This is a genomic window from Cytobacillus sp. QJM3NY_8, from assembly GCF_056173585.1.
Map to the genome: position 1 here is coordinate 3,985,810 of NZ_CM149681.1, position 23,134 is coordinate 4,008,943.

Here is a 23,134-nt window from a genome sequence, read left to right on the forward strand (position 1 = left end):
AAGCTAGCTCGGAATCATGCGAATGATGGTTTCGATTAATACAGTAAGGATCGGGATAGCCATGGCGAGGATAAGTATTTTCCCGCCCATTTCAATTTTTGCTGCAATGGCCCCCTGACCTGCATCTTTCGTGATCTGGGCTGCAAATTCAGCAATATAGGCTATTCCGATTATCTTTAAAATGGTTTCAACATATACGATATTCACCTTTGCATTGACGGCAATCTTTTCAATCATATGGATAATGGCATAAATTTGGTCTACCAGAAAAAGAAAGATGGCACAGCCGACAAAAACAATCAGCAAAAAAGCAAAATTGGGTTTTTGCTCCTTAACAATCAGCGCCAGGAAAGTGGCTACAAGCGAAAATCCGACTATCTGCAGAATTTCAATGGCTGAGCCCCCCTTTTAACCCTGAAACAAAAAAACAGATTTTATTTTTTGGAATAGGTTATCTACAATGGAAGCAACCATGAACAAGATATATATAAATCCGAACAGCGTCACCCATTGTGCGTATTCCTTTTTGCCCACCTGATCAAGAATAGTATGCAAAAAGGCTACAACAATTCCGACACCTGCAATCTTAAATATGATATCTACCTCTAGGCCCATCTTTTCTCCCCCTAAGCTCTGATCAGCGTCCGGCATTCAAGCTGCCGGCGTTTCCTACATTAGTAAAATGATTAAGAGCAATCCGGATAAAAAACCCAGACTTTTGACCATTCTCTCGTATTTCACTTGTCTGTCATGTGCATCTGCTTCTTCACGTTCCAGGTGGGAAAGGGTCAGCATAATCTGCTTTTGCTGGGAAAGACGGTCATGTCTTCCAAGTGTTTCGCCAAATTGCTTCATAATCTCGAATTCCCCTTGTTTAAAAGCCGTCATTTTCCATATTTCCTTCAAACTTTCTTCCCAGGCGTCCTTAACGGTCGTCTCGGAATCAGTCAATTTCTTTGCAAAGGATTCAAAGAACCAGGATAATGGCTTGGAAAGCTGGGCAGAAAGTCTTCTGGCTGCTTCATGAAGTGGCGTATGGCCATACATAATTTCAGCCTCCAGGGACTGCAGTGCCGATTTAAGCTGGCGAAGCTGGCGCGGCCGTTCGGTCAGATGCCTCGAAGCTTCAAATCCTGCCCACGTTGTAGCAACGATGATCAAAACAGCTCCAATAACCTTCATCATTTACATCACGCCCGCTTTATGAGGATATCCCGCACTGTCTGAGTTTCTAATGCACACAATGCTGCCTGGCCCTTCTTTCCTGCCCAGTTCAATAAATCGCTGAAAAATGCCCATTTCCAATATGGCTTTTAAAGTGGGGCGCTTCTTAATTTCTTCCAGTGAATTCCCATGTGTAGTCATAATCAGCTTTATTCCGGCATTTACAGCCTCCATTATGGCCTCTGCATCTTCATGCCTGCCAATTTCATCAACAACCAGAACCTCGGGGCTCATGGAACGAATCATCATCATCATGCCTTCAGCTTTTGGACAGGCATCAAGGACATCAATTCTATTCCCAAATGTCATTTGCGGAATCCCGTTCACACATCCTGCTATTTCGGAGCGTTCATCCACAATCCCAACCTTGCTGGCAGGAAAGTCATTATTTGGATCACCAGATGAAATGATTCTTGCAATGTCGCGCAGTAAGGTGGTTTTACCAGTCTGCGGCGGACCAATAATCATGGTATGCAGCCACCCATCCCTGTAAATTCTGGGAATCAGATTCTGGGCAATGCCAATTTTCTCCCTGGCAATTCTTATGTTAAAAGAGGAAATATCCCTGATTGCCTTAACCTTCCCTTGTTCAAGAATGACCTTCCCTGCTAGTCCTACCCTATGGCCGCCTTCAATCGTGATATAACCTCTCTTCAGTTCTTCCTCCAGTGTGTAAATGGAAAAATGGCTTATTTTATTCAGCAAATGCACAGCATCCTCTGACTCAACTATATATGGGAGATAATGCGGCATCCCCCTTGCTGTCAGCTCAATGGGTCTGGAAATACGGACCCTGATTTCCTCCAGATCCTCTAAGATTTGCGGAGGGATTCTCTGTATTTGTTCGGCAATTTTTTTCGGCAAAAAGGCTATAATCGTTTCCATGTCTGCTCCTCCATTCATCATCTGATTTCGGACTAGCTTCTCATTATTTAAAATGTATGCCTGAGGCAAAACAATATGACTTAGATTTGCAAGCTTCACAATTATTTAGGACAAGCTTTTTGCTGAGTAAAAAAATCTTTTTTTCAAAAAATAATCCAATAAGAACATTGAAAAAGGCTGGTGTCAATTTATGAAAGCTAACTGCACTTACATTCTGGTTATTTTTCTTCTTTTAGTCCTTGGCATCTTCCCTTCAGAAGGAATGGCTCTTCAGGGAAATACAAAAGGACCGCAAAATGTCATTCTTATGATTGGAGATGGAATGGGAATAGGCCAGATTGAGATTGCAAGAAAACTGGAATATGGAAAGGATGGGCGGCTGTTCCTGGAATCTCTCCCCCACACGGCATTGGTGCATACCGAATCTGCCAATAATTTCGTTACAGACTCAGCTGCCGGTGGTACTGCACTTGCAATTGGAAAAAAAACGAATAATGAAATGATCGGAGTTACTCCTGATGGCAAGGAAATAGACAGCATTCTGGATTTATTCAAGAAAAACGGAAAAAAGGCGGGGGTTATCTCTACCAATACAATTACAGATGCAACACCTGCCGCCTTTACAGCAAGTGTTTCAAACAGATGGTCCGGACAGGAGGAAATTGCACGCCAGCAGCTGAATAATGAGGTCGATGTGTTAATGGGAGGCGGGAGAGCCTATTTCGGCCCGGATAAGCAAAATGGGAAGGATTTAATTAACGAGGCCAGGCTGAAAGGGTATGACTATGCAGCCAATCGGGAGGAAATGCAGAATGCCAAAGGGGGAAAGCTTCTCGGATTGTTCAATAATGGATATATGAACTTTAAACTGGACCGTCCTCTAAAAAACAGCAAAGAACCAAGCTTAAAAGAAATGACTGAAAAAGCGATCAGTGTACTTTCAAAAGGAAAACAGGGATTTTTTCTTATGGCAGAAGGCGCAAGGATTGACCATGCTTCTCACGCAGGCGATATTACAAGCATCTGGAAAGAAACCATTGAATTTGATGAAGCTGTAAAATATGCAGTTGAATGGGCAAAAAAGGACAAAGAAACACTGGTATTGGTTGCCGCTGATCATGAAACAATGGGGATATCAGCATCAGAACCGCTGGATATACAGCAGTTAAAAAAAATCAAGGCGACGCCGCAGTATATGGTCAGCCAATTTGCAAAAGGTGAAAATAGAGGTACTTACCGGTCAGAAAGCGTGAAGGATGTTTTAAAAAAGTATGCAAATATTGATTTAACCGAGCAGGAAATTAAAGCATTTAATGGCAAGCTGATGACCACAGACAGCCAAGTTTATCCTCAATATATAGCAGCATGGGAAATAGGAAGCCTGATTGCAGAAAAGTATCATGGGGGCATTTTAACAAATAAAGTAAGATCTCTCAGCTCAACCGGCGGACATACAGGCAATATGATCCCTTTATTTGCTTATGGCAATGGAAGCGAAACTTTTACAGGAGTGATGGAGAATACAGATATCCCAAAGAGAATTGCGCAGCTGATGAATTACAGCTGGGATTAATTATGTAGCATTTTCTCTCTTTCCCCGGCGTAATTCTAGAATGATACCTCAATGAAAGCGGGGAATGAAATTCATGTATTATTATCAGCCCTTTGTCCGCAATTCTGTACAAACAGGTAGCCATTCCAGATCAAACAGAAATATTTTAAGGGTTTCAGGTGAGGGAAAGCTAGCTGTACAGCCTGACCAGGCTAACATAAAACTGGGAGTTTTAACAGAAGACAAGGAGCTTCTGAAGGCACAGGAACAGAATGCAGCTGCCATTTCAAGTGTTAAAAAGGCTCTTAATGCTATTGGAATAACAGATCAGCAGATTCAAACGTCCGATTTTACCATTTTTCCGCAATACGATTTTGTAGATGGCAAGCAAATTTTCCGCGGGTACAGGGTCGAGCATATACTAGGCATTACTGTCGATGAGATAGAAAATACGGGACTCGTTGTGGATACAGCAGTGAATAATGGTGCAAACACCATCAGAGGAATTCATTTTGAAGCTGAAAACCAGTCTGAATTGTACCGGCAGGCATTAAGTCTGGCCGTTATGGATGCTTACAAAAAGGCAGAAACAATTGCCTCTGCACTAAGAGTACAATTAATCAGCACCCCGCTATCCGTTGCGGAAGGAACTTTAGGCATGGAGCAGCCTGTTTCGTTTCAATCCTCCACTTTTGTTAAAAGTGCCGTCAGCACACCTATCCAGCCGGGAACCATAGACATAGAAAGCCAAATCACAGCAGAGTTCACATATTATAGTTAAAAGATCTTCGTCTTATAATCATGAGGATAAAGCTAATACTAATAATGTCTCACTTAGTAACTTCCCAGAGAAATGAGGTTTAAGGATGAATGAGAACTTAGGTGAATTTTTAAAATACCAGAAAAAAGGCGACAGGGCTTATCTTGGCGGAACACGCGATAACAGAAATGGTCCTGCATCTGACCCTGATTATAATAATCGCAATGATACTGACATATCCCCTGGAGCTGAAGGCAGGAAATATAAAGGATAAAAAAAATCCCGAGAAATCGGGATTTTTTTATCAAATTATGCACGAGACACGTAGGAACCATCAGTTGTATTGATGATCAGCTTATCCCCTTCATTGACAAAGAAAGGAACTTGTACAGTCAGACCTGTTTCAAGTGTAGCAGGTTTCGTTCCGCCGGAAGCAGTATCCCCTTTAATGCCTGGTTCTGTTTCAGTCACTGTAAGTTCAACAGAGTTAGGAAGCTCGATTCCAAGAGACTCTCCCTGGTAAAGCATAATAGCAACTTCCATGTTTTCTTTTAGAAACTTTAATTCGTACTCAATTGCAGATGCAGGCAGCTCGATTTGCTCATAAGACTCATTGTCCATGAAAACATGCTGATCTCCATTTGCATAAAGGTATTGCATTTTGCGGTTATCAATTTGTGCCCTCCCTACTTTTTCACCTGCGCGGAAGGTTTTTTCCTGAATGGCACCTGTGCGGAGGTTGCGCAATTTGGAACGTACAAATGCCGCTCCTTTTCCAGGTTTAACGTGCTGGAAATCCATTACACGCCAAATGCCGTTATCAACTTCAATCGTCAATCCCGTACGAAAATCGTTTACAGAAATCATGAGTTTGTCCTCCTATTGTGTACAATTAAAGAATGATCAATTCTTTAGTAGAATGAGTAAGCGTTTCGTTGTGATCCTTTGTAATGACTGTATCGTCCTCAATGCGGACACCGCCAAGGCCCGGTATGTAAATGCCCGGCTCCACCGTTACAACCATTCCAGGTTCAAGGATAACATCAGACTTAAATGACAATGCAGGCCCTTCATGCACTTCAAGCCCGATGCCATGTCCGGTAGAATGGCCAAAATACTCGCCATAGCCTTTACCAGAAATATAATCGCGAGTTAAGGCATCTGCTTCTTTGCCGCTCATTCCCGGTTTGATGCCTTCCATCCCCCGCTCCTGAGCTTCCTGCACGATTGTATAGATTTCTTTCAGCTTATCTTCAGGTTCTCCAACAGCAACCGTGCGGGTAATATCTGAAACATAGCCCTTATAATAAGCGCCGAAGTCCAGTGTGACCAAATCGCCTTTTTCGATAACCTTATCACTGGCGACTCCATGCGGAAGTGCTGAACGGTATCCGGATGCTACGATGATATCAAACGATGATGAAACTGCACCCGCTTTTCTCATAAAAAATTCTAATTCATTCGAAACTTCCAGTTCAGTAATTCCCGGCCGAATGACATCAAGAATATGTTTAAACGCAGCATCTGCAATGTCAGCTGCCACCTTTATTATCTTAATCTCTGATTCGGTCTTTATCAAGCGTAACTTTTCAATTGTGTCAGAAACAGGGACAAGTTCAGCGTTAACAGCTTTTTCATAAGCCTTATAGGAAGAAAAAGTTAGATGATTCTCTTCAAAGCCAAGCTTTTTGATCCCAAGCTGTTCAGCCTGTTTGGCAACTTCTTCAGGAATTGCACCAGTATGCTTTACAATTTCATACCCTTCACACTGTTTAGCTGCCTGTTCCGTGTAGCGGAAATCGGTTATGAAGATTGCTTTATCCGCACTGATTAATACGACGCCGGCTGAACCGGTAAAGCCAGTCATATAGCGGCGATTGTAACTGCTGGTAATCAGCATTCCATCTATCCCAGACTCTGTAAAGCGTTCGCGTAATTTTTGTATTTTCTCCATCTTATCCTCTCCCCTTTTGAATATCCAATAATGCATGAAAAGCAAGTTCATATCCTTTAAAGCCCAGGCCAACTATTTGCCCTATTGCAGCAGGTGCAATGACAGAAGTATGCCTGAATTCTTCTCTGGCATGAACATTAGAAATATGTACTTCGATCAAAGGAACCTGGATTCCTGCAACAGCATCCCTGATCGCATAACTATAATGGGTAAATGCCCCGGGATTGAAAATAATACCCTGTGTGCCATCTTCATTGGCGGAGTGAAGCTTGTCAATGAGTTCCCCTTCATGATTTGACTGAAAACAGGACACTTCTGTCTCAAACGAAGCACCCAATGCTTTCATATTTTGCTCCAGCTGATCAAGCGTTTCTTTTCCATAAACACCTGGTTCCCTTTTGCCGAGCAGATTTAAATTCGGCCCATTTAACAGGAGTATTTTCCCCATGTTCAACCCCCTTTAACATAGTTGCTGACGGGCCTCTCTTTCTATTCAAGTCATTTCCCTGACAGCATCGAAAAAGAATGCCCATTAAGAACATTCTATCATAAAGCAAAATTTCATACAGTTCTGATGTATAGCGCTTTTCGCATAATTTTTCATCACTTAACAGCAATCGTGCACAAAGATAAAACATTCGTCATTATGCTTTGTTCATCAAGTTAAATCCGGATCTGTGCGGGTCTTTTTTTCATCTTCAGTCTTGCCTCTGATTTCTTGGGCTTCATATGAAATGGAATACCCTACGAAAACGCCAAATAATATATAGAAACAGATCGATGTGATAATTGTATTCCGCTCAAGATCCCAAAACGGGCTGATTCCAGGAAAGATTGGGTTGAGTATAAAAAATACCAGTAAAAAAAGGGCAACTCCATAGCCAGCCCCCACGAAAATACTTTGAAATTTCCGCAGCGCTGCATAATAAATTAAGGCCGCCACAATTGATATTCCTCCAATAAAGAGAATTGAGATCAATGTTCCCAGCCAGCCCTCTTTCCAGGCACCAATCGTCCAGGGTTCGAGAATGACATTAGGGCGAATTTCGGTAAAATTAAACACGTATGCCAGATAGGCCAGGCCGCTCCAAAGAATGCCTCCAACCAGTCCGGTAATGACCACCATTGCCATAAAAGACATTGGTTTTTCCCTTTGATCCTGTTCCAAGCGCTCCTTTTCTTCTGCCACTTTGCGCCACCTCCTTTTCCTATTATGTCCACACGCATTTATTCCATTGCACCAGATTTAAAATAAATGCAGATTGGATTAACCATCCTGCAAAGATCGTCCATATTTTTTATATAATTTCCTGTTGTATAGAGGTTTTATGAGATTTTAGGTCGAATAAAATAATTAATGATACAGTCCTTTGATTTTGTGCTTATTTGAGGTAATGTGTGTTCCGGGACTTGTGTGCATAGCATAAATTTAAGTATAGGCAGCATCCAGCTATTCCCGATACTTATTAAAAGATATATTCCGCTGTTTAAATTGTAAAGAAATAGGAAAAGAAAAATATGAAGACAACTTTCATTAATTATTTCGATAAACTTTAGCTTATATAGTTTAAAAGCTTATAAAATTGCTCATCATGCTTTTAGGGAGGTGGCTTTCTTGAAAAAACCATTTACATTTTATATTGTCTCCGGGCTCATTTTGCTAGCTGTTATCGGAGTTGCCGTCAGCCTGATCTCAAATCCTGCCGGTTTTTTGCAGAGAATAGCTGTCATTGTCATCATTGGTGCTGTTGTATACTTTCTTTTTCAGCGCTTTAACAGATTTAATCCCTCAAAGCGGGAACAGCGAGCTTTTATAAAGGCAGCCAAAAAATCAAAAAAGCGCTTTAACAATAAAGAAACGGGCTCAGCGAATGGAAGAAAGGCTTCTGTAGGTTCCCTTACTTCAATTAAAAAGGCTAAGAAAAAATCTTCTCCACACTTGACAGTCATAGAAGGCAAAAAAGGCAAAAAGAAAAATCGAGCCTCCCTTTAACTCGGGCTCGATTTTTTATTTTTATATGATAAGTCCTGAATTCTGGGGAACCTTCAAGAATCGGGCTCTGGCTTTTCTCTTTAATAGCTCCATGATGAAAAAAATTGCTCCGCACATTGCCTGCCGTGCTCCAGAAGATCTTTTTTCTTTTGCTCGGTTATATTAAATTCAGCAGTCAGCACGCCATCCGTTGGAATGAAAATAATGTTTTGTGCATGTTTTCTGGAGATGTATCTGGCATCATGTGCATCCTTCATCGTTTCAAAAAGCGCAGCATACATTTGGATGGCGTTGTCAATTTTATTCGGCGGCCGTTCGCTTAAATTATGGCTTAACTTTATCCCGAGGACAGGCCTTGTCTTTTTCACGTTTTCCTTATCAAAAAGCCACATGGGAAAATTGCTTAGAACCCCGCCATCCACAATGACACTCGAGCTGCTGTATGCGTTCAGCTTAACCGGCTCAAAAAAATACGGGAGACTGCAGCTCATCCTTATCGCCTTTGCTACCGAAAACGAAGCGGGGTCAATCCCATAATTTATAAGATCATCGGGCAGTACTACCAGTCTTCCGTTTGTCAGGTCAGAAGCTATGACTCTCAGCGATTGCGGAGGAAGGTCTGAAAAGGTTCTAATCCCCCTGTCAGCCAGCTTTTGAGCAATCCAGGTTTCCAGCTCGGATCCTTTATATAATCCCAGCCGCCAATAAAGGTTAAGCCATTTTCCTACTGCGAAGGGAATAAAGGTTTTTCTTTCATCAAGAAGCTTTTTTACATCAAACTGATCGACGAGCTGATATATTTCATCACTTGTATAATTGGCAGCAATTAAAGCAGCAACGATGGAACCAGCACTTGTCCCTGCAACCCGCTTAAATCGAAAGCCTCTTTTGTGAACTTCCTCATAAGCACCGATTAACGCAAATCCCTTGATGCCTCCTCCTGAAAAAACCCCATCTATATACATGTAAGCCACTCCTGTCGATGTACTTGCCCATAGAGGAACTCTTACTTATACATCTTTAATCAGGAGCTTTTTAAAATAGTACGGCTGACAAGCAAAAACTCAGGTTTAGGTGAAATATTGCACTTCTGCTTCTGGAAAATAAGAGTGAATATACCCCCTAATCGTATTTTCAAGATCCTTTGCTTCATCAGTCGGATAAACATACTTGCCTATTCCATATCTTCCCCACTTGTATTTGCGTTTTTCTTCATCCATTTCCAGCTTTGTTTTCGGGTAGCGTTTTTCAATTACCTTTTTGGCTGGTTTTGTAAATCTGTGCTGGATTAACTCGAAAGTTAATCCTTCCAGATTGATGCCTTCGAGCGATTTGCTTAACCTTTGAAAAAGTTCATGATAGCCTTCACGCCAATCATCATGCATGTAAATAGGCGCTACGATAAAGCCAAGCGGGTAGCCGGCATTAGCTACTTTGCGGGCAGCTTCAAGCCGATCGTCGAAAGAGGAAGTGCCCGGTTCAAAGTTTTTTATTACAAACCGCGAATTAACACTAAATCGAAATCGGGTTTTCCCATTATGTTTAGCATCAAGCAGATGGTCGACATGATGATACTTAGTGACAAAGCGGAGCTGGCCATACTCCGTCTGGCCAATAAATTCAATTGTTTTTTTCAGAGAATGGGTCAAATGATCAATCCCTACGATATCGGATGTACATGCAGCTTCAAATCGTGTAAGCTCCGGCTTTCTCTCCTCCATATATTTAGAGGCCTGCTCAAAGATTTCTTCAAGGTTTACATACGTGCGAATATATGGCTTGCTTCCAAGTGTGGTTTGCAGATAGCAATAGTGGCAGTGGCCCATGCAGCCTGTAGCAAGCGGAATGGCATATTCTGCCGAAGGCTTGGATGTATCAAATTTCAGAGTTCGTCTGATGCCTACCACCAAAGTGGATTTCGCATTGCGGTACTTTTGCAATTCGTTATCACCGGGAATATTTCTCACCTGGTTATGTGATGTTGTTTCCCTAATTTCCAAGTTCATTTTTTCAAATTTTCCCTTTAGCTCTCTTCCTAGGGGATATTCGAGAGCTTGAGGTTCTATATAAACTAGCTGAGGGATAAATGGCTTCATTAGGCATACCTCACTTTATCAATTTGTCCTGCCAGAGGAAAAATGTCAGCAGAACCCTATGTCTGTAGTATGAACCAATTAATCCAACAGCAAAAAAAGAAGATGGAACAATTATTTCCATCTTCTTGGTTCGTTTAAATTATTCTTTTATAAACCGCATTTCAGCTGGGCATTACAGTTTGTGCAAGTATTGCAGCCGCCGATTTCTTTGACTTTTCCTTTACGGCATACTGGACATGTATTGCCGACTTCCGAACCGATTGTTACATCGGTTGAACGCAGGTCGCTGATTGTATCAACCAGAACTACATGCTGCTTTGATTTTTCTTTTTTGACTGTATCTGTATCTTCAAAGCTGTTCTCTTCAGCTTTCAGCGTCAATACTTGAGAATCGCGTGAGCCGTCTACATAGACAGTGCCGCCCTTTGCACCGCCGCGGTATAAGCGTTCATACACTTGCTCAACCTGTTCAACACTGTAGCCCTTCGGTGCATTTACTGTTTTACTGATCGAGCTGTCGATCCAGCGCTGTATAACACATTGAACATCTGCGTGGGCTTCAGGAGCCAGATCCATTGCTGCCACAAACCATTCAGGCAGATTATTAGGATCTGCATCCGGATTGCGGTCTAAATATTCCTGAACAATATCTGCCTTTACTTCAATGAACTTGCCTAAGCGGCCGCTCCTGAAGTATGAGAAGGAGAAATATGGTTCAAGACCTGTAGATACTCCAACCATGGTACCTGTGGATCCAGTAGGTGCAACAGTCAGAAGATGTGAATTACGGATTCCGCTTTGTAAAATGGATTCACGGATATCCTCAGGCATTTTCTGCATGAAGCCTGTTTCTGTAAAAGCTTTGCGCAGGCGATTTGTTTCTTCAGCATTTTCACCTGTTAAGAATGGGAAGCTCCCTTTTTCCTCCGCAAGCTCTACAGAAGCTCTGTAAGCTGTGGCTGCAATGGTTTCGAAGACTTTGTCAATCAGCACATTGCCTTCCTCAGAACCATATTCTGTTTCACAATAGATCAGCAGATCATGAAGCCCCATAACGCCAAGGCCAACACGGCGCTCGCCTAATGCCTGCTTTTTGTTTTCTTCAAGGAAGTATGGTGTAGCATCTATTACATTGTCCTGCATACGTACTCCCACTTCAACAGTACGCTTCAGCTTTTCAAAATTAACGGTCTTATTTTCCTTATCTGCCATTTCTGCAAGGTTCACTGCTGCAAGGTTGCAGACTGAATATGGTGCAAGAGGCTGTTCGCCACACGGATTTGTTGCTACAACCTTTTGTCCGTAAGCCTGTGCATTGGTCATGTCATTGGCATTATCAATAAAGAAAATACCTGGCTCTGCCGAGTATGTTGCACAGATATTAATCAGGTTCCAAAGTTCTTTCGCTTTGATTTTGCGGTGAACACGGACTTTATAGCCAAGTTTTCCCCATTCTCTGACGTCACCGACTTTATGCCATTCTTCGTTGTAGGTTTTCATGGTATCAGCATCATATGATTCAACATCCGGGAAGCGAAGCTCATATTCTGCATCATTTTCAACTGCATCCATAAATTCTTTTGTCAGGCAGACTGAAATGTTTGCCCCGGTCAGGAATTCAGAATTATGAACACTGTAAGTACCGCCAGTCGCCAGTTTTTCTTCAGCATCCTGTATGATTTTATCGCTGAAACCGCCATAGCCGGGAATGCTCTTGTAATTGATAATACCCTGGTACATGGCTATTTCCTGTTCAGTAAATGGAGTGAATTTTAATTTTTCTTTAGCATATTTTTTTATTGTATCATCATTTGTATTTTCAAGAAGGAATCGTAAAATTCTTGGGTTTTGCATTTTCGAGATGATGAATTCGATGATGTCCGGGTGCCAATCTGCCAGCATAATCATCTGAGCACCTCTGCGGGAACCTCCCTGCTCCACAAGGTGTGTAAGCTTCGCAATATCATCAAGCCAGGATACTGAACCCGATGACTTGCCGTTTACTCCTTTAGCCAGTGTGTTGCGCGGCCTTAGGGTTGAACCGTTTGTCCCAACTCCTCCGCCTCGGCTCATGATTTCCATTACCTGCTTTCGGTGCTCGGAAATTCCTTCACGGGAGTCCTGTACGAATGGCATTACGTAGCAATTGAAATACGTAACATCTGTGTCGGCACCCGCTCCATACAATACGCGGCCAGCCGGAATGAAATTCAAGTTTTTCAATTCCTGATAGAACTTTTCAAACCATTCTTTTCTTTTTTCTTCGGTTTTCTCAACAGATGCCAGGCCTGTTGCGTTACGCTTGGCGATTTGCTCATAGAAGATTTCAAGGGGTTTCTCGATTACATCAAGAGGCTTTGTAATAATGCCTGTTCTCGATTCTTCCGGATCATCCAGTACTCCTCTGTAGTCTTCCTCGACTAAAACCTTGGCTGTCTTGTTTTCCCAGTCAATATCCTGGATGAATCCTAAGCCTCGTGCCGGAAATTTTGGATCTTCCTTGATTGTGAGGACGACGAAGTCACCGTTTGTGAGTGTCACTTTCTCGGTGTCTTTGAAGGTGTAACGATCTAGCATAACTAAGCGGGAAACACCTTTGTGGGTCATTTTCATATCTGGGGTTACAGGGTGAACCTGAGGAAAAAGACGGATATCCTTGTTTAAACGATCAATGTTCAATTTCATTTTTTGTCCTAGAGCAACAGACATTGTTACAACTCCTTCTAAATTCAATTATCAATTTGTGTAAGCATTCTGGCAGATAGGGTAAATCTATCTGTTTTAAAAGAGTACCCTAAAGTTACCATACCTCAAACCCCAAAATCAATATATAGTGTCCTAAATATTTTCGACACCACTACATATTGTGTCTAGTTCAACTAAAAGTGATTTTGTCAAACTTAAAATATACCAAAATTTAAAGAAAAACAGAGTTAATAGCCGATTTCCGACAATTAACGATAAATTTTAACATATTTTGAAGCTTGCACTTTTACAGGGCAACAATTGGAAAATTATTCATTAAAAAAAGAGAAAAAGCGACTTTGCCGCTTTTATCTCTTATAGTTCCAGTCATCACTTTCATATCGCTCTTTTGCGATTTTTTGTACATATGCCATTTCTTCATCTGTAAGCTTGTAAGGTTCAAGTTCAATATTCAAGCCTTCTTCAAATCCTTTTTTGAAAGTTGCTTTTGCTTGATCCAGGGTAATTTTTTCAGTTGTCAGCTCATTTATAGCAACAGCTTTATTCTTAAAAGCTTTTTGCATTCTCTCTTTGACTCTGTCATTCGGATACTTGAACAAGCTGAACAGCTTGTCTTCATCCAAATCAAGCAAAATGGAACCATGCTGAAGGATTACCCCTTTTTGCCTTGTTTGTGCACTCCCAGCCACTTTACGGCCTTCTACAACAAGTTCATACCAGCTGGGGGCATCAAAACAAACAGCAGATCTTGGATTTTTCAGAGAGTCCCTTTCTTCAGCTGTCTTCGGCACTGCAAAATAAGCTTCCATCCCAAGTCCGTGAAAACCTTTTAAAATCCCTTCCGAAATAACTCTGTATGCTTCAGTTACTGTATTCGGCATTTCGGGGTGGGCTTCAGGTACGATCACACTGTATGTGAGTTCATGTTCATGAAGTACGCCTCTTCCGCCTGTAGGCCTTCGGACAAATCCCAATCCATGCTGCTTCACAGCTTCCATATCTATTTCTTTTTCAACCTTTTGGAAATAGCCGATTGAAAGAGTCGCCGGATTCCAGCCGTAAAAACGGATTACAGGAGGCATTTTGCCCTCACTGTTCCAGTCAAGCAACGCCTCATCCAAAGCCATATTAAAAGAAGGTGACCCCTCTTTTGAATCGATAAAACGCCAAACCTCTTTAGTCATATGTAGCCCTCATTTTCAGATTCTTTAACTAGTCATTTGCGGTTAATAGTCTACCAAAATTCCAGTGAAATTTAAAGCAAGTTGAATTTCCATAACAAATTTAACAGATTTCCTTTACTCCTATTAGGAAAGGCTTATATAATATTAGTTGGCTTACCTATGTGTGAAAGGAGAAAGACATATTGGAAACACTTTATTTCATTCTTATCATTTTGGGTGCAATCATTACCTATTCCGTGATAACCTGGTTTTATCAGCGCCGAATTGTTAAAACGCTTACGGAAGACCAGTTCAGAGAAGGCTACAGAAAAGCCCAATTAATCGATGTACGTGAACCAAATGAATTTGAAAACGGCCATATTTTAGGTGCCCGCAATATACCGCTTTCACAAATGAAAATGCGCATGAAGGAATTGCGTCCGGACAAGCCAGTCTACTTATATTGCCAAAGCGGCATGAGAAGTGCGAGAGCTGCCCAGTTTTTGCATCGTAAAGGCTACAAAGACCTTTCACACCTGCAGGGCGGATTTAAAAAATGGACAGGAAAAGTGAAAGCGAAAAAATAATAGCAATATTTAAAAAGACCCCGTTATTTTAACGGGGTCTATTGATTGGAAACCCCTCTTCTAAGTTCAATCATATAATCTATTCGCCAAAACCGCTGTTCTTTTCTCATTTAGCTTGTTTCATGCCCAGGTTTTCGATTCTTTTCCCCGGAATCGCTGCAAATTCCCAAATTTCCCTATTCCTTCCCAGAGTTCACAAGTAGTCTATAAGCCGCAAAAAAAGAGTGCCCTCTTAGGGACACCCTTTTTCGTTTTATTGCTTTTGATAGCGAAGAACCGGCTTTCTTGCAGCCATTGTTTCATCAAGACGGCCAATTACTGTTGTGTGAGGTGCTTCCTGAACAATCTCAGGGTTTTCCTCAGCTTCTTTAGCTATTTGAATCATGGCGTCGACAAAAGCGTCCAGCGTTTCTTTTGATTCTGTTTCTGTCGGCTCAATCATAATACACTCTTCCACGTTAAGCGGGAAGTAGATGGTTGGCGGATGGTAACCAAAGTCAAGAAGACGCTTGGCAATATCCAATGTACGCACGCCAAGTTTCTTTTGGCGCTTGCCGCTTAAAACGAATTCATGCTTGCAATGTCTGTCAAATGGCAGGTCAAAGAATGGCGCAAGCCTTCTCATCATATAGTTTGCGTTTAATACCGCATTTTCCGTAACAGCCTTCAGTCCATCTGGCCCCATAGTACGGATATAAGTATAAGCCCGGACATTGATTCCAAAGTTTCCGTAATATGGCTTTACACGGCCGATTGATTGCGGGCGGTCATAATCAAATTCATATTGGTCACCGTTCTTTACCAGAACAGGCTTTGGAAGGAAAGGAATCAGATCCGCTTTTACCCCGACTGGCCCTGATCCCGGTCCGCCGCCGCCATGCGGTCCTGTAAAGGTTTTATGAAGATTAAGGTGAACCACGTCAAATCCCATATCTCCAGGGCGTGCTTTTGAAAGTACAGCATTCAGGTTAGCTCCATCATAATATAGCTTCCCGCCGGCGCCGTGAACAATCTCAGCCATTTCAAGAATGTTTTCTTCAAACAAACCTAAAGTATTCGGGTTAGTCAGCATAAGGGCAGCAGTATCCTCGCCAACCACTCTTCTTAAATCCTCTAAATCCACCAGCCCATTTTCATCAGATTTAACAGTTACTGTTTCAAAGCCTGCGACTGTCGCGGATGCAGGATTTGTTCCGTGGGCAGAGTCAGGAACGACTACTTTAGTGCGCTTTGTATCGCCATTCGCTTCATGATAAGAACGGATCATCATTAATCCAGTCCATTCTCCATGTGCTCCTGCAGCTGGCTGAAGTGTAACCTCATCCATTCCCGTAATTTCAATCAGATGCTCCTGCAGATCATACATCAGTTCCAGAGCACCTTGAACAGAGCTTTCATCCTGCAGCGGGTGCAAGTGGGCAAAACCATTGAAGCGCGCTACATTCTCATTGATTTTAGGGTTGTATTTCATTGTGCAGGAGCCCAGTGGATAAAACCCTGAATCAACGCCATGATTGCGTTTTGAAAGTGCAGTATAATGACGCATGATATCAAGTTCAGACACTTCCGGCAGCTCAGGCTCTTCCTCTCGCAGGTAGCCTTCGGGAAGAAGTTCGCCCAGGTCAATTTCTGGAATATCCATTTCAGGCAGGCTGTAGCCGATACGGCCTTCTGTGCTTAATTCAAAGATGAGTGGCTGATCTTCCTTATGCATGGTAATCCCCCATTTCTTTAACGAATGCATCAATTTCATTCTTCGTTCTCAATTCTGTTACAGCAACAAGCATATGATTTTTCAGGTCAGCATAATCTCTGCCCAAATCGTAGCCGCCAATAATGCCCTTATCAAGAAGCTTTTGATTTACTTCTTTAACAGGCTTATTCAATTTGATGACAAATTCATTAAATGAAGGGCCTTCGAATGGAACTTCAAAACCGGCAGCCTTAAATTGCTGTTTCGCATAATGGGCTTTTTGCATATTGGCAGCAGCCATTTCCTTTACGCCCTTCTTGCCAAGAGCAGTCATCGCTACAGATGCCGCAAGTGCGTTTAGAGCCTGATTGGAACAAATATTTGAGGTTGCCTTATCGCGTCGGATATGCTGTTCACGCGCCTGAAGAGTAAGCACGAAGCCGCGGCGCCCCTGATCGTCTACCGTTTGTCCGACAAGACGGCCCGGCACTTTTCTCATTAGCTTGGTTGTAACGGCAAAATATCCGCAATGCGGGCCTCCGAAAGCTGTAGGAATTCCGAAAACCTGGGCATCTCCTGCTACAATGTCTGCTCCTAATTTACCAGGAGGTGTCAGTGCGCCAAGAGCAAGCGGGTTGCTTGAAACAACAAACATGGATTTATGGGCATGGATAATCTCCTCAAGCTCTTGTAAAGGCTCGACTCTGCCAAAAAAGTTAGGATACTGTACAATGACAGCTGCGATATCATCGCCAATCATTCCATTTAGAGCTTCAAGATCTGTGATGCCGTCCTTATGAGGAATTTCAATCACTTCAATATATTGGCCCTTTGCATATGTCTTTACTACTTCTTTAGATTCAGGGTGAACGGCGCTTGAGATAAGAATTTTCTTGCGGCGTGTGCTGCCTGCGCTTAGCATGGCTGCTTCAGCAAGTGCTGTTCCGCCATCATACATAGATGAGTTGGCAACATCCATTCCTGTTAACTCACAGATCATGGTCTGGAATTCAAAAATTGCCTGGAGCTCTCCCTGGGAGATTTCTGGCTGGTAAGGAGTATAGGCAGTATAAAACTCTGAACGGGATAACACATGATCAACAATGATTGGCATGTAATGATCATAAACACCCGCACCAAGGAAAGATGTATTTGTACGAAGATCAGCATTTTTCTGAGCCATTTTAGTAAGCTCTTTCAGTAAGGCTGTCTCAGATTTTGCCGGCTTGATTTTATATTCACCCTTAAATCTTACACTTTCGGGAATATCACTGAATAGTTCTTCCACAGAACTGACGCCGATTTTTTCAAGCATTGCTTTCTGGTCAGACTCTGTCATCGGTAAATAGCGATGTTTCATCATTTTCTCCCCCCGGTTAGTTCTTTTCTCTTTTATAAAAAGGTGTTGCTGCAATCTTAGCCTTCAGTCGTTTGCCGCGGATTTCCACTTCCAAATCAGTTCCCGGCTCCGCATGCTCTTTCTTGATAAGAACAAGGCCAATATTCTTTTTTAATGTCGGAGATTGAGTTCCTGTTGTCACTTCCCCGATCAGTTCTTCCCCTTTATATACAGGATAGCCATGGCGCGGAATGCCGCGGTCAATCATTTCAATTCCAGCCAGCTTGCGGGGAACCCCATTTTCTTTTTGATTCTTAAGCACTTCTTTGCCGATAAAATCAGCTTCTTTATTGACTTTTACAGCAAAGCCGATTCCTGCCTCAAGAGGTGTGATTTCAGGCGAGAGCTCCTGCCCATAGAGTGCCAGGTTGGCTTCAAAACGAAGAGTATCCCTTGCGCCAAGCCCGCATGGCAGCACGCCTTCTTCTTTGCCTGCTTCAAGGATTTCAATCCATAATGCGACTGCATCCTGGGCATCACAATAAACTTCAAATCCGTCTTCTCCTGTATAACCTGTTCTGGAGACTAGCGCTTTCTTTCCATTCAGATCTACATCCTGCTGGAATTTGAAAAATCCGATATCCGACAGGTTCGTGCCAGCAAGCTTTTGGAGCACTTTTTCTGCAAGCGGTCCCTGAATCGCAAGCTGTGCCATATCTTCAGAAAGGTTTTTCAATTCCACATTCCCTTCAGCATGGTCCTGAAGCCAGTTGAAGTCCTTTTCAATATTGGAAGCATTTACAACCAGCAAATAATGATCATCCTCTATTTTATAGACAAGTAAATCATCAACAGTTCCGCCATTCTCATAACACATGGCTGTATATTGAGCACCTGAGTTCTTTAATTTGGAAATATCGTTCGTCATCATTTTTTGAAGGTATTTAAGGCTATCCGTCCCCTTCACTTCGATTTCACCCATATGGGATACATCAAAAAGCCCGGCTTTTGTACGGACTGCTTCATGTTCTTCTTTAATGCTTGAAAATTGAACAGGAAGATCCCAGCCCCCGAAATCAATGGTTTTTGCTCCGTAATCTTTGTACACCTCAAATAAAGGCGTGCGTTTTAACTGTGACATTTACTCGTCCCCCTTAAATCTTTTGAAGTTGTTGCAGGAACATAAGAAAAGCGGAAGCGCCTTGCCCACCCCCGACAAGCACAAGACAAGCCTCACGGAAAGGCGTTCTTTGCCTTTTTGGGAGGATTGCTCGAAATGTGGAGGCGATTGTCCTTTCAAGGAACGCAGACTGAGAGCGCCACGTCCTGTGGCAACGTCTGCATGACCCTCATCCTGGGGGCCTCAGGCATAAGACGGTTCCTGTAAGAAGGCGTTTTTCCTTCTGAAAGGAAACGGCTTATGCCCCCGAGTCCCTAGAAGCCGAAACAAGACAAGCTTGTGACCTCGAAGGAGTAGGCGATGGAGCTAGACAGTTCTCGAAGTTCAAAAATTTCTTGTTGAACATAAAAAAGGACAGAGTATCCCCTCAAATATGAGAAGATCTCTGTCCTTGCACCTGAAAGTTTACCGAAATCGGCTTTCCCCTTGGGTGGCTTATTAAAAAGCACTCTCCAGAGCTGCGTCAAACAAGAGTTCTTTTGCCTGAGAGATTCACAGATTTTGCTTGCTCCTTCGGCGCTACAAAGTAGTCTCTCCCCTTGTTGTCATTCGCATTTATAAAATTTTCCAAGTTGGTCATACTTATACCAAACAGAAAAAATAAAAAATCCATTATTTCGGTTAACTAAATGTAATGTGTTAACTTTCAAAACTTTCAAAGCTATTAACATCGTACCACCTTAACGAGGTTTGGGCAATATCTTTATATAGATAAAAGGAGCTGTTTTTATGACAGTGCAAATTGGCTTTGATTCTGCCTGGCAGGATGAATTCTTAAAAAGAATTGATGACGACGGCCCATGGGGAAATTGGGAGCTTTATAAATTGGCTGTTGAGGTTGAAAACCACACGACTATTCCTGATTTTGAAGGCCTGCAGGCTCCAAAGCATCTGCCGAATCTTACTCCCCTTCCCCATCAGCTGGAAGTAGCCAAGCAGGTTGTTGAAAGCATGAACGGCAAAGCGATCCTTGCTGATGAGGTCGGTCTCGGCAAAACGATTGAAGCTGGTTTGATATTAAAGGAATATATGATCAGGGGACTCGTAAAAAAAGTCCTTATACTCGTTCCTGCTTCCCTCGTTTCACAATGGGCCATGGAGCTCAACAGCAAATTTTTTATTCCGGCTGTGGCACAGCGGAAAAGCTATGTATGGGAACAATGCGATGTAGTGGTATCATCCATTGATACAGCCAAACGAAATCCCCATCGGGATATTATCTACAGCCTTGATTATGATCTGATCATTATAGATGAAGCTCATAAGCTTAAAAATAATAAAACCAAAAACTATGAGTTTGTGCAAAACCTGAAAAAGAAGTTTTGCCTCCTTTTAACAGCGACACCTATTCAGAATCGCATAAGTGAGATATTCAACCTTGTGTCTTTGCTCAAACCAGGCCATCTGGGCAATGAATCAGCCTTTTATGAGAATTATAAAAAGGACTCGCGTTCTTTAAACGATGATGCACATCTAAAAGAACTCGTAAACAAAGTAATGATCCGCAACCGCAGGGCAGATACAGGAATTGAATGGACCAAAAGACATGTGGAAACAATACCGATTGAATTCTCGCAGGCTGAGCGCGAGCTTTATGAAGCTGTAACAGAGCTGCGGGGTGAAGGTGACTGGGTCAGTTCGAGCCAATTTTCTGTGATGACCCTGCAAAGAGAGGCGTGCAGCAGCAGGGAAGCTGTCTATTTCACCCTTCAGAATATGCTAAAAAGACAGGAACAGCCCTCAATAGCTTTTCAGGAACAAATTCAATACCTTATTAAAAAAGTGGAAGCTGTCCAGCAAAATTCCAAAGCTCAAAAAGCTCTGGAATTAATACAAAACATAAATGACAAGGTCATAATCTTTACTGAATACAGAGCAACACAAATGTATCTTCAGTGGTTTTTAAAACAATATGGGATTACATCTGTGCCGTTCAGGGGAGGATTTAAAAGAGGCAAAAAGGACTGGATGAGGGAGCTTTTCCAAAAGAATGCTCAAGTCCTGATTGCAACAGAAGCAGGAGGAGAAGGGATAAACCTGCAATTCTGCAATCATATCATTAATTTTGATCTCCCCTGGAATCCAATGCGTCTCGAACAAAGGATAGGACGTATCCATCGTCTCGGCCAGGAAAAGGATGTCATGATTTATAATTTTGCCACTAAAGATACAGTCGAAGAACATGTAATGAAGCTTTTATATGAGAAAATACATCTTTTTGAAAAAGTCATAGGTGATTTGGATGATATTTTAACAAAACTTGAATTTGGAAGTATTGACGATCACCTTGTTGACATTTTCGGAAGATCTGCTTCTGAAGGTGAAATGAGAATCAAAATGGAGAACCTTACGAGCATGATTCAATTTGCTGAGGATATGAAAGAAGGTGGACTGAATGCAGCAACAGGAAATTCATAAATTCCTTGAAAGGTATTTTCACGCAAATGGATGCGAAATAATTGATAAAGGCCCGGGGTATATGACCGTACAGCTGACGATTGATCTGGATAAGGAATTAATGAATCGCCCCTTTTACTGGCATTATCTCGAAAAAACAGGCGGAGTTCCTAACCCAATGCAGCTTACACTTATTACAAACCAGCAGCTCGCCCCTGCACATATTAAGGGGGAAGTCATTCATTTTGGCTCCCCAAGACTTCACCAGATCTTTCATTCTGCCCGGAACCTGGCAGGCTATATACGATTATATGAAAACCACCGGGAGGCACCAGGCATGCAGGTTCCATTAAGGCCATGGCTGGGAATGAACGTCCGTGTATCTTATCAATGCGACCGAAAAAGAGATGTCTTTAAATCCATCGGCCTCCAATTAATAAATGGGCAAATGGTTGAAAGCTTTCATGACAGATTGCTTGGCATGAGCCTTACACCAAAGATTCCCGACTACTCTTTCACTCTGTCACCGCTCATTATGCCGGGAAGCGGTGTATTCAGGGTAGCTAATTTCATAAAGTCCGTAATTGAACAGGAAGAACATTTATGGGCTGATGAAGCCCGCAAGCGCTGGCAAAAGGATCTCAGCCTTCTTGAACATTTTTATGAAGATGCAGAAGAAAAGGGCGAAAGCTATGAAAACGAGAAAGCAGCCCTTCAAGAGCAATATGAGCCAAAGATTAATATCTCTATAATAAATGGAGGCCTCTTCTATCTGACAGACAGCGCAGTATGAAAGCACACAAAAAACCGGCAGAAATTGCCGGTTTTTTGCGTGAAATCTACTTATGTTTTTTTCTTCTCATGCCCAAATAGAAAACATATGAAAACATGCCAAACCACCTGAATAAAAATGGCTCTTTCATGTCCTTTTTCTCTATTCTATGCCGTTTTCGCTCATCTTTGGGCTGATCTATATATTTTACTACTGTCTGGGTAAGATACTTTACATAATCGTTGGATTTCATTTGTCATACCTGCCTTTTTCTGCACATATTGCAATTACACCCTGCTATTTATATTTACAAGTATGTCCAACGAGTTTTTACCCTAAACAATCTATTATTTCCTGAATTATTTCTGCTTTATCTTTATTGGTGGTATCAATGACTACATGGGCGGTTTCTTTATAAAGCGGCATCCTTTTTTCATAAAGTTCCTGAATCAGCTTTTTTTTATCGCCTTTCAGCAGGGGTCTGGAATGATCATTTTCAATCCGTTTAAATATTTCTTCCGGCGAAGCATAAAGGAAGAAAACGATTCCTTTTTCATTCAGCTTTTTTCTGTTTTCAGGCTTAACTACAATTCCCCCGCCAGTAGTAACAATTCCCGCTCTATTGTCAAACTCATTTAATATAAGCGTTTCAAGATTTCTGAAGTATTCCTCTCCATGCTCTTCAAAAATATCATTAATATTTTTCTTCTCCCGCATAACTATTTCTTCATCTGTATCGATTACTTCTTGGTTTAAGCAGGATGCAAGCTCTTTTCCAATTGTTGTTTTGCCGGCACCCATGAATCCGATTAAGTAAATTGGCTTCATCTTTA

General features: G+C 42.1%; 24 protein-coding genes and 1 riboswitch. Of the genes, 7 read left to right on the plus strand and 17 right to left on the minus strand.

All coding sequences use genetic code 11. The annotated features are described in order from the left end of the window. Positions 1-3: 3 nt before the first annotated feature. From spoIIIAD to spoIIIAA, 4 genes are read right to left on the minus strand one after another with little or no spacing between them, the layout of a single operon-like run. Complete coding sequence (gene spoIIIAD, locus AC0VZ9_RS20525; protein WP_172581968.1) at positions 4-393, minus strand: stage III sporulation protein AD; 390 nt, start codon at positions 391-393, stop codon at positions 4-6. A 15-nt stretch (positions 394-408) separates the two neighbouring features. Continuing rightward, positions 409-615: a stage III sporulation protein AC gene (gene spoIIIAC, locus AC0VZ9_RS20530; RefSeq protein WP_009332905.1), complete on the minus strand. Its 207-nt coding sequence runs from the start codon at positions 613-615 to the stop codon at positions 409-411. 54 nt (positions 616-669) lie between these two features. Beyond that, positions 670-1,185: a stage III sporulation protein SpoIIIAB gene (gene spoIIIAB / locus AC0VZ9_RS20535; protein WP_009332906.1), complete on the minus strand. Its 516-nt coding sequence runs from the start codon at positions 1,183-1,185 to the stop codon at positions 670-672. Beyond that, positions 1,186-2,109 (minus strand): stage III sporulation protein AA, encoded by a 924-nt coding sequence (spoIIIAA, locus tag AC0VZ9_RS20540; protein ID WP_019380189.1) that lies wholly within the window; start codon positions 2,107-2,109, stop codon positions 1,186-1,188. Positions 2,110-2,299: 190 nt separating this feature from the next. On the opposite strand from spoIIIAA, the gene AC0VZ9_RS20545 reads away from it, so the two are divergent. The 3 genes from AC0VZ9_RS20545 (at position 2,300) to AC0VZ9_RS20555 (ending at position 4,695) form a co-directional block, all read left to right on the plus strand. Continuing rightward, positions 2,300-3,682: an alkaline phosphatase gene (locus AC0VZ9_RS20545; protein WP_475396672.1), complete on the plus strand. Its 1,383-nt coding sequence runs from the start codon at positions 2,300-2,302 to the stop codon at positions 3,680-3,682. Positions 3,683-3,755: 73 nt separating this feature from the next. After that, complete coding sequence (locus AC0VZ9_RS20550) at positions 3,756-4,442, plus strand: SIMPL domain-containing protein (protein ID WP_282140577.1); 687 nt, start codon at positions 3,756-3,758, stop codon at positions 4,440-4,442. A gap of 85 nt (positions 4,443-4,527) precedes the next feature. Next, a complete protein-coding gene (locus AC0VZ9_RS20555; RefSeq protein WP_475396673.1) occupies positions 4,528-4,695 on the plus strand; it encodes a hypothetical protein in 168 nt (55 codons plus the stop codon). 35 nt (positions 4,696-4,730) lie between these two features. Here the strand turns inward: AC0VZ9_RS20555 and efp are convergent, their stop codons facing one another. From efp to AC0VZ9_RS20575, 4 genes are all read right to left on the minus strand, one after another. Then, entirely contained in the window at positions 4,731-5,288 is a 558-nt protein-coding gene (gene efp / locus AC0VZ9_RS20560; protein ID WP_475396674.1) for an elongation factor P, read from the minus strand. Between the two features lie 25 nt (positions 5,289-5,313). After that, on the minus strand, positions 5,314-6,375 hold the full coding sequence (locus AC0VZ9_RS20565) for a M24 family metallopeptidase (RefSeq protein WP_475396675.1): 1,062 nt from the start codon (positions 6,373-6,375) through the stop codon (positions 5,314-5,316). 1 nt (position 6,376) lies between these two features. After that, positions 6,377-6,823, minus strand: a complete 447-nt coding sequence (gene aroQ / locus AC0VZ9_RS20570; protein ID WP_009332913.1) for a type II 3-dehydroquinate dehydratase — start codon at positions 6,821-6,823, stop codon at positions 6,377-6,379. Positions 6,824-7,033: 210 nt separating this feature from the next. Then, on the minus strand, positions 7,034-7,564 hold the full coding sequence (locus AC0VZ9_RS20575) for a YqhR family membrane protein (RefSeq protein ID WP_009332914.1): 531 nt from the start codon (positions 7,562-7,564) through the stop codon (positions 7,034-7,036). A 417-nt stretch (positions 7,565-7,981) separates the two neighbouring features. Between AC0VZ9_RS20575 and AC0VZ9_RS20580 the strand changes: the two genes are divergently transcribed. Beyond that, positions 7,982-8,368 (plus strand): SA1362 family protein, encoded by a 387-nt coding sequence (locus AC0VZ9_RS20580; protein ID WP_475396676.1) that lies wholly within the window; start codon positions 7,982-7,984, stop codon positions 8,366-8,368. 80 nt (positions 8,369-8,448) lie between these two features. On the opposite strand, the gene AC0VZ9_RS20585 is transcribed toward AC0VZ9_RS20580, so the two are convergent. From AC0VZ9_RS20585 to AC0VZ9_RS20600, 4 genes are all read right to left on the minus strand, one after another. Further along, entirely contained in the window at positions 8,449-9,333 is an 885-nt protein-coding gene (locus AC0VZ9_RS20585) for a patatin-like phospholipase family protein (protein WP_009332916.1), read from the minus strand. A 105-nt stretch (positions 9,334-9,438) separates the two neighbouring features. After that, on the minus strand, positions 9,439-10,464 hold the full coding sequence (gene splB / locus AC0VZ9_RS20590; protein WP_475396677.1) for a spore photoproduct lyase: 1,026 nt from the start codon (positions 10,462-10,464) through the stop codon (positions 9,439-9,441). Between the two features lie 147 nt (positions 10,465-10,611). After that, a complete protein-coding gene (locus AC0VZ9_RS20595) occupies positions 10,612-13,173 on the minus strand; it encodes a vitamin B12-dependent ribonucleotide reductase (RefSeq protein ID WP_009332918.1) in 2,562 nt (853 codons plus the stop codon). Positions 13,174-13,517: 344 nt separating this feature from the next. Next, entirely contained in the window at positions 13,518-14,354 is an 837-nt protein-coding gene (locus AC0VZ9_RS20600; RefSeq protein ID WP_475396678.1) for a lipoate--protein ligase family protein, read from the minus strand. Between the two features lie 182 nt (positions 14,355-14,536). On the opposite strand from AC0VZ9_RS20600, the gene AC0VZ9_RS20605 reads away from it, so the two are divergent. Beyond that, positions 14,537-14,920, plus strand: a complete 384-nt coding sequence (locus AC0VZ9_RS20605) for a rhodanese-like domain-containing protein (RefSeq protein WP_009332920.1) — start codon at positions 14,537-14,539, stop codon at positions 14,918-14,920. 253 nt (positions 14,921-15,173) lie between these two features. Here AC0VZ9_RS20605 and gcvPB read toward each other — a convergent pair whose 3' ends face one another. The 3 genes from gcvPB to gcvT are packed head-to-tail and all read right to left on the minus strand — an operon-like array spanning position 15,174 to position 19,093. After that, positions 15,174-16,634, minus strand: coding sequence for an aminomethyl-transferring glycine dehydrogenase subunit GcvPB (gene gcvPB, locus AC0VZ9_RS20610; RefSeq protein ID WP_009332921.1), 1,461 nt, complete (start codon positions 16,632-16,634; stop codon positions 15,174-15,176). Beyond that, on the minus strand, positions 16,627-17,973 hold the full coding sequence (gcvPA, locus tag AC0VZ9_RS20615) for an aminomethyl-transferring glycine dehydrogenase subunit GcvPA (RefSeq protein ID WP_475397521.1): 1,347 nt from the start codon (positions 17,971-17,973) through the stop codon (positions 16,627-16,629). Before gcvPA ends, gcvPB begins: the two co-directional genes overlap by 8 nt. A gap of 16 nt (positions 17,974-17,989) precedes the next feature. Next, positions 17,990-19,093, minus strand: a complete 1,104-nt coding sequence (gcvT, locus tag AC0VZ9_RS20620) for a glycine cleavage system aminomethyltransferase GcvT (protein ID WP_019380181.1) — start codon at positions 19,091-19,093, stop codon at positions 17,990-17,992. 500 nt (positions 19,094-19,593) lie between these two features. Beyond that, positions 19,594-19,681: riboswitch (glycine riboswitch) on the minus strand. Positions 19,682-19,861: 180 nt separating this feature from the next. On the opposite strand from gcvT, the gene AC0VZ9_RS20625 reads away from it, so the two are divergent. Further along, a complete protein-coding gene (locus tag AC0VZ9_RS20625) occupies positions 19,862-21,550 on the plus strand; it encodes a DEAD/DEAH box helicase (protein WP_071156988.1) in 1,689 nt (562 codons plus the stop codon). Continuing rightward, a complete protein-coding gene (locus tag AC0VZ9_RS20630; protein WP_009332925.1) occupies positions 21,528-22,322 on the plus strand; it encodes a YqhG family protein in 795 nt (264 codons plus the stop codon). The genes AC0VZ9_RS20625 and AC0VZ9_RS20630 overlap by 23 nt, the downstream gene beginning before the upstream one ends. Before the next feature lie 46 nt (positions 22,323-22,368). Here AC0VZ9_RS20630 and AC0VZ9_RS20635 read toward each other — a convergent pair whose 3' ends face one another. Together AC0VZ9_RS20635 and AC0VZ9_RS20640 are read right to left on the minus strand one after the other, a co-directional pair. Beyond that, the gene (locus AC0VZ9_RS20635) at positions 22,369-22,554 is read right to left on the minus strand and encodes a YqzE family protein (protein WP_009332926.1); all 186 of its coding nucleotides are present in this window, start codon (positions 22,552-22,554) and stop codon (positions 22,369-22,371) included. A gap of 77 nt (positions 22,555-22,631) precedes the next feature. After that, positions 22,632-23,129, minus strand: coding sequence for a shikimate kinase (locus AC0VZ9_RS20640; RefSeq protein ID WP_009332927.1), 498 nt, complete (start codon positions 23,127-23,129; stop codon positions 22,632-22,634). Positions 23,130-23,134: the final 5 nt, after the last annotated feature.

Coding starts and splice junctions, on each gene's coding strand:
- spoIIIAC (WP_009332905.1), bottom strand. CDS start 615: ATGGGCCTAGAGGTAGATATCATATTTAAGATTGCAGGTGTCGGAATT.
- spoIIIAB (WP_009332906.1), bottom strand. CDS start 1,185: ATGATGAAGGTTATTGGAGCTGTTTTGATCATCGTTGCTACAACGTGG.
- spoIIIAA (WP_019380189.1), bottom strand. CDS start 2,109: ATGGAAACGATTATAGCCTTTTTGCCGAAAAAAATTGCCGAACAAATA.
- AC0VZ9_RS20545 (WP_475396672.1), top strand. CDS start 2,300: ATGAAAGCTAACTGCACTTACATTCTGGTTATTTTTCTTCTTTTAGTC.
- AC0VZ9_RS20550 (WP_282140577.1), top strand. CDS start 3,756: ATGTATTATTATCAGCCCTTTGTCCGCAATTCTGTACAAACAGGTAGC.
- AC0VZ9_RS20555 (WP_475396673.1), top strand. CDS start 4,528: ATGAATGAGAACTTAGGTGAATTTTTAAAATACCAGAAAAAAGGCGAC.
- efp (WP_475396674.1), bottom strand. CDS start 5,288: ATGATTTCTGTAAACGATTTTCGTACGGGATTGACGATTGAAGTTGAT.
- AC0VZ9_RS20565 (WP_475396675.1), bottom strand. CDS start 6,375: ATGGAGAAAATACAAAAATTACGCGAACGCTTTACAGAGTCTGGGATA.
- aroQ (WP_009332913.1), bottom strand. CDS start 6,823: ATGGGGAAAATACTCCTGTTAAATGGGCCGAATTTAAATCTGCTCGGC.
- AC0VZ9_RS20585 (WP_009332916.1), bottom strand. CDS start 9,333: ATGTATATAGATGGGGTTTTTTCAGGAGGAGGCATCAAGGGATTTGCG.
- splB (WP_475396677.1), bottom strand. CDS start 10,464: ATGAAGCCATTTATCCCTCAGCTAGTTTATATAGAACCTCAAGCTCTC.
- AC0VZ9_RS20595 (WP_009332918.1), bottom strand. CDS start 13,173: ATGTCTGTTGCTCTAGGACAAAAAATGAAATTGAACATTGATCGTTTA.
- AC0VZ9_RS20600 (WP_475396678.1), bottom strand. CDS start 14,354: ATGACTAAAGAGGTTTGGCGTTTTATCGATTCAAAAGAGGGGTCACCT.
- gcvPB (WP_009332921.1), bottom strand. CDS start 16,634: ATGCATAAGGAAGATCAGCCACTCATCTTTGAATTAAGCACAGAAGGC.
- gcvPA (WP_475397521.1), bottom strand. CDS start 17,973: ATGAAACATCGCTATTTACCGATGACAGAGTCTGACCAGAAAGCAATG.
- gcvT (WP_019380181.1), bottom strand. CDS start 19,093: ATGTCACAGTTAAAACGCACGCCTTTATTTGAGGTGTACAAAGATTAC.
- AC0VZ9_RS20625 (WP_071156988.1), top strand. CDS start 19,862: ATGACAGTGCAAATTGGCTTTGATTCTGCCTGGCAGGATGAATTCTTA.
- AC0VZ9_RS20630 (WP_009332925.1), top strand. CDS start 21,528: ATGCAGCAACAGGAAATTCATAAATTCCTTGAAAGGTATTTTCACGCA.
- AC0VZ9_RS20635 (WP_009332926.1), bottom strand. CDS start 22,554: ATGAAATCCAACGATTATGTAAAGTATCTTACCCAGACAGTAGTAAAA.
- AC0VZ9_RS20640 (WP_009332927.1), bottom strand. CDS start 23,129: ATGAAGCCAATTTACTTAATCGGATTCATGGGTGCCGGCAAAACAACA.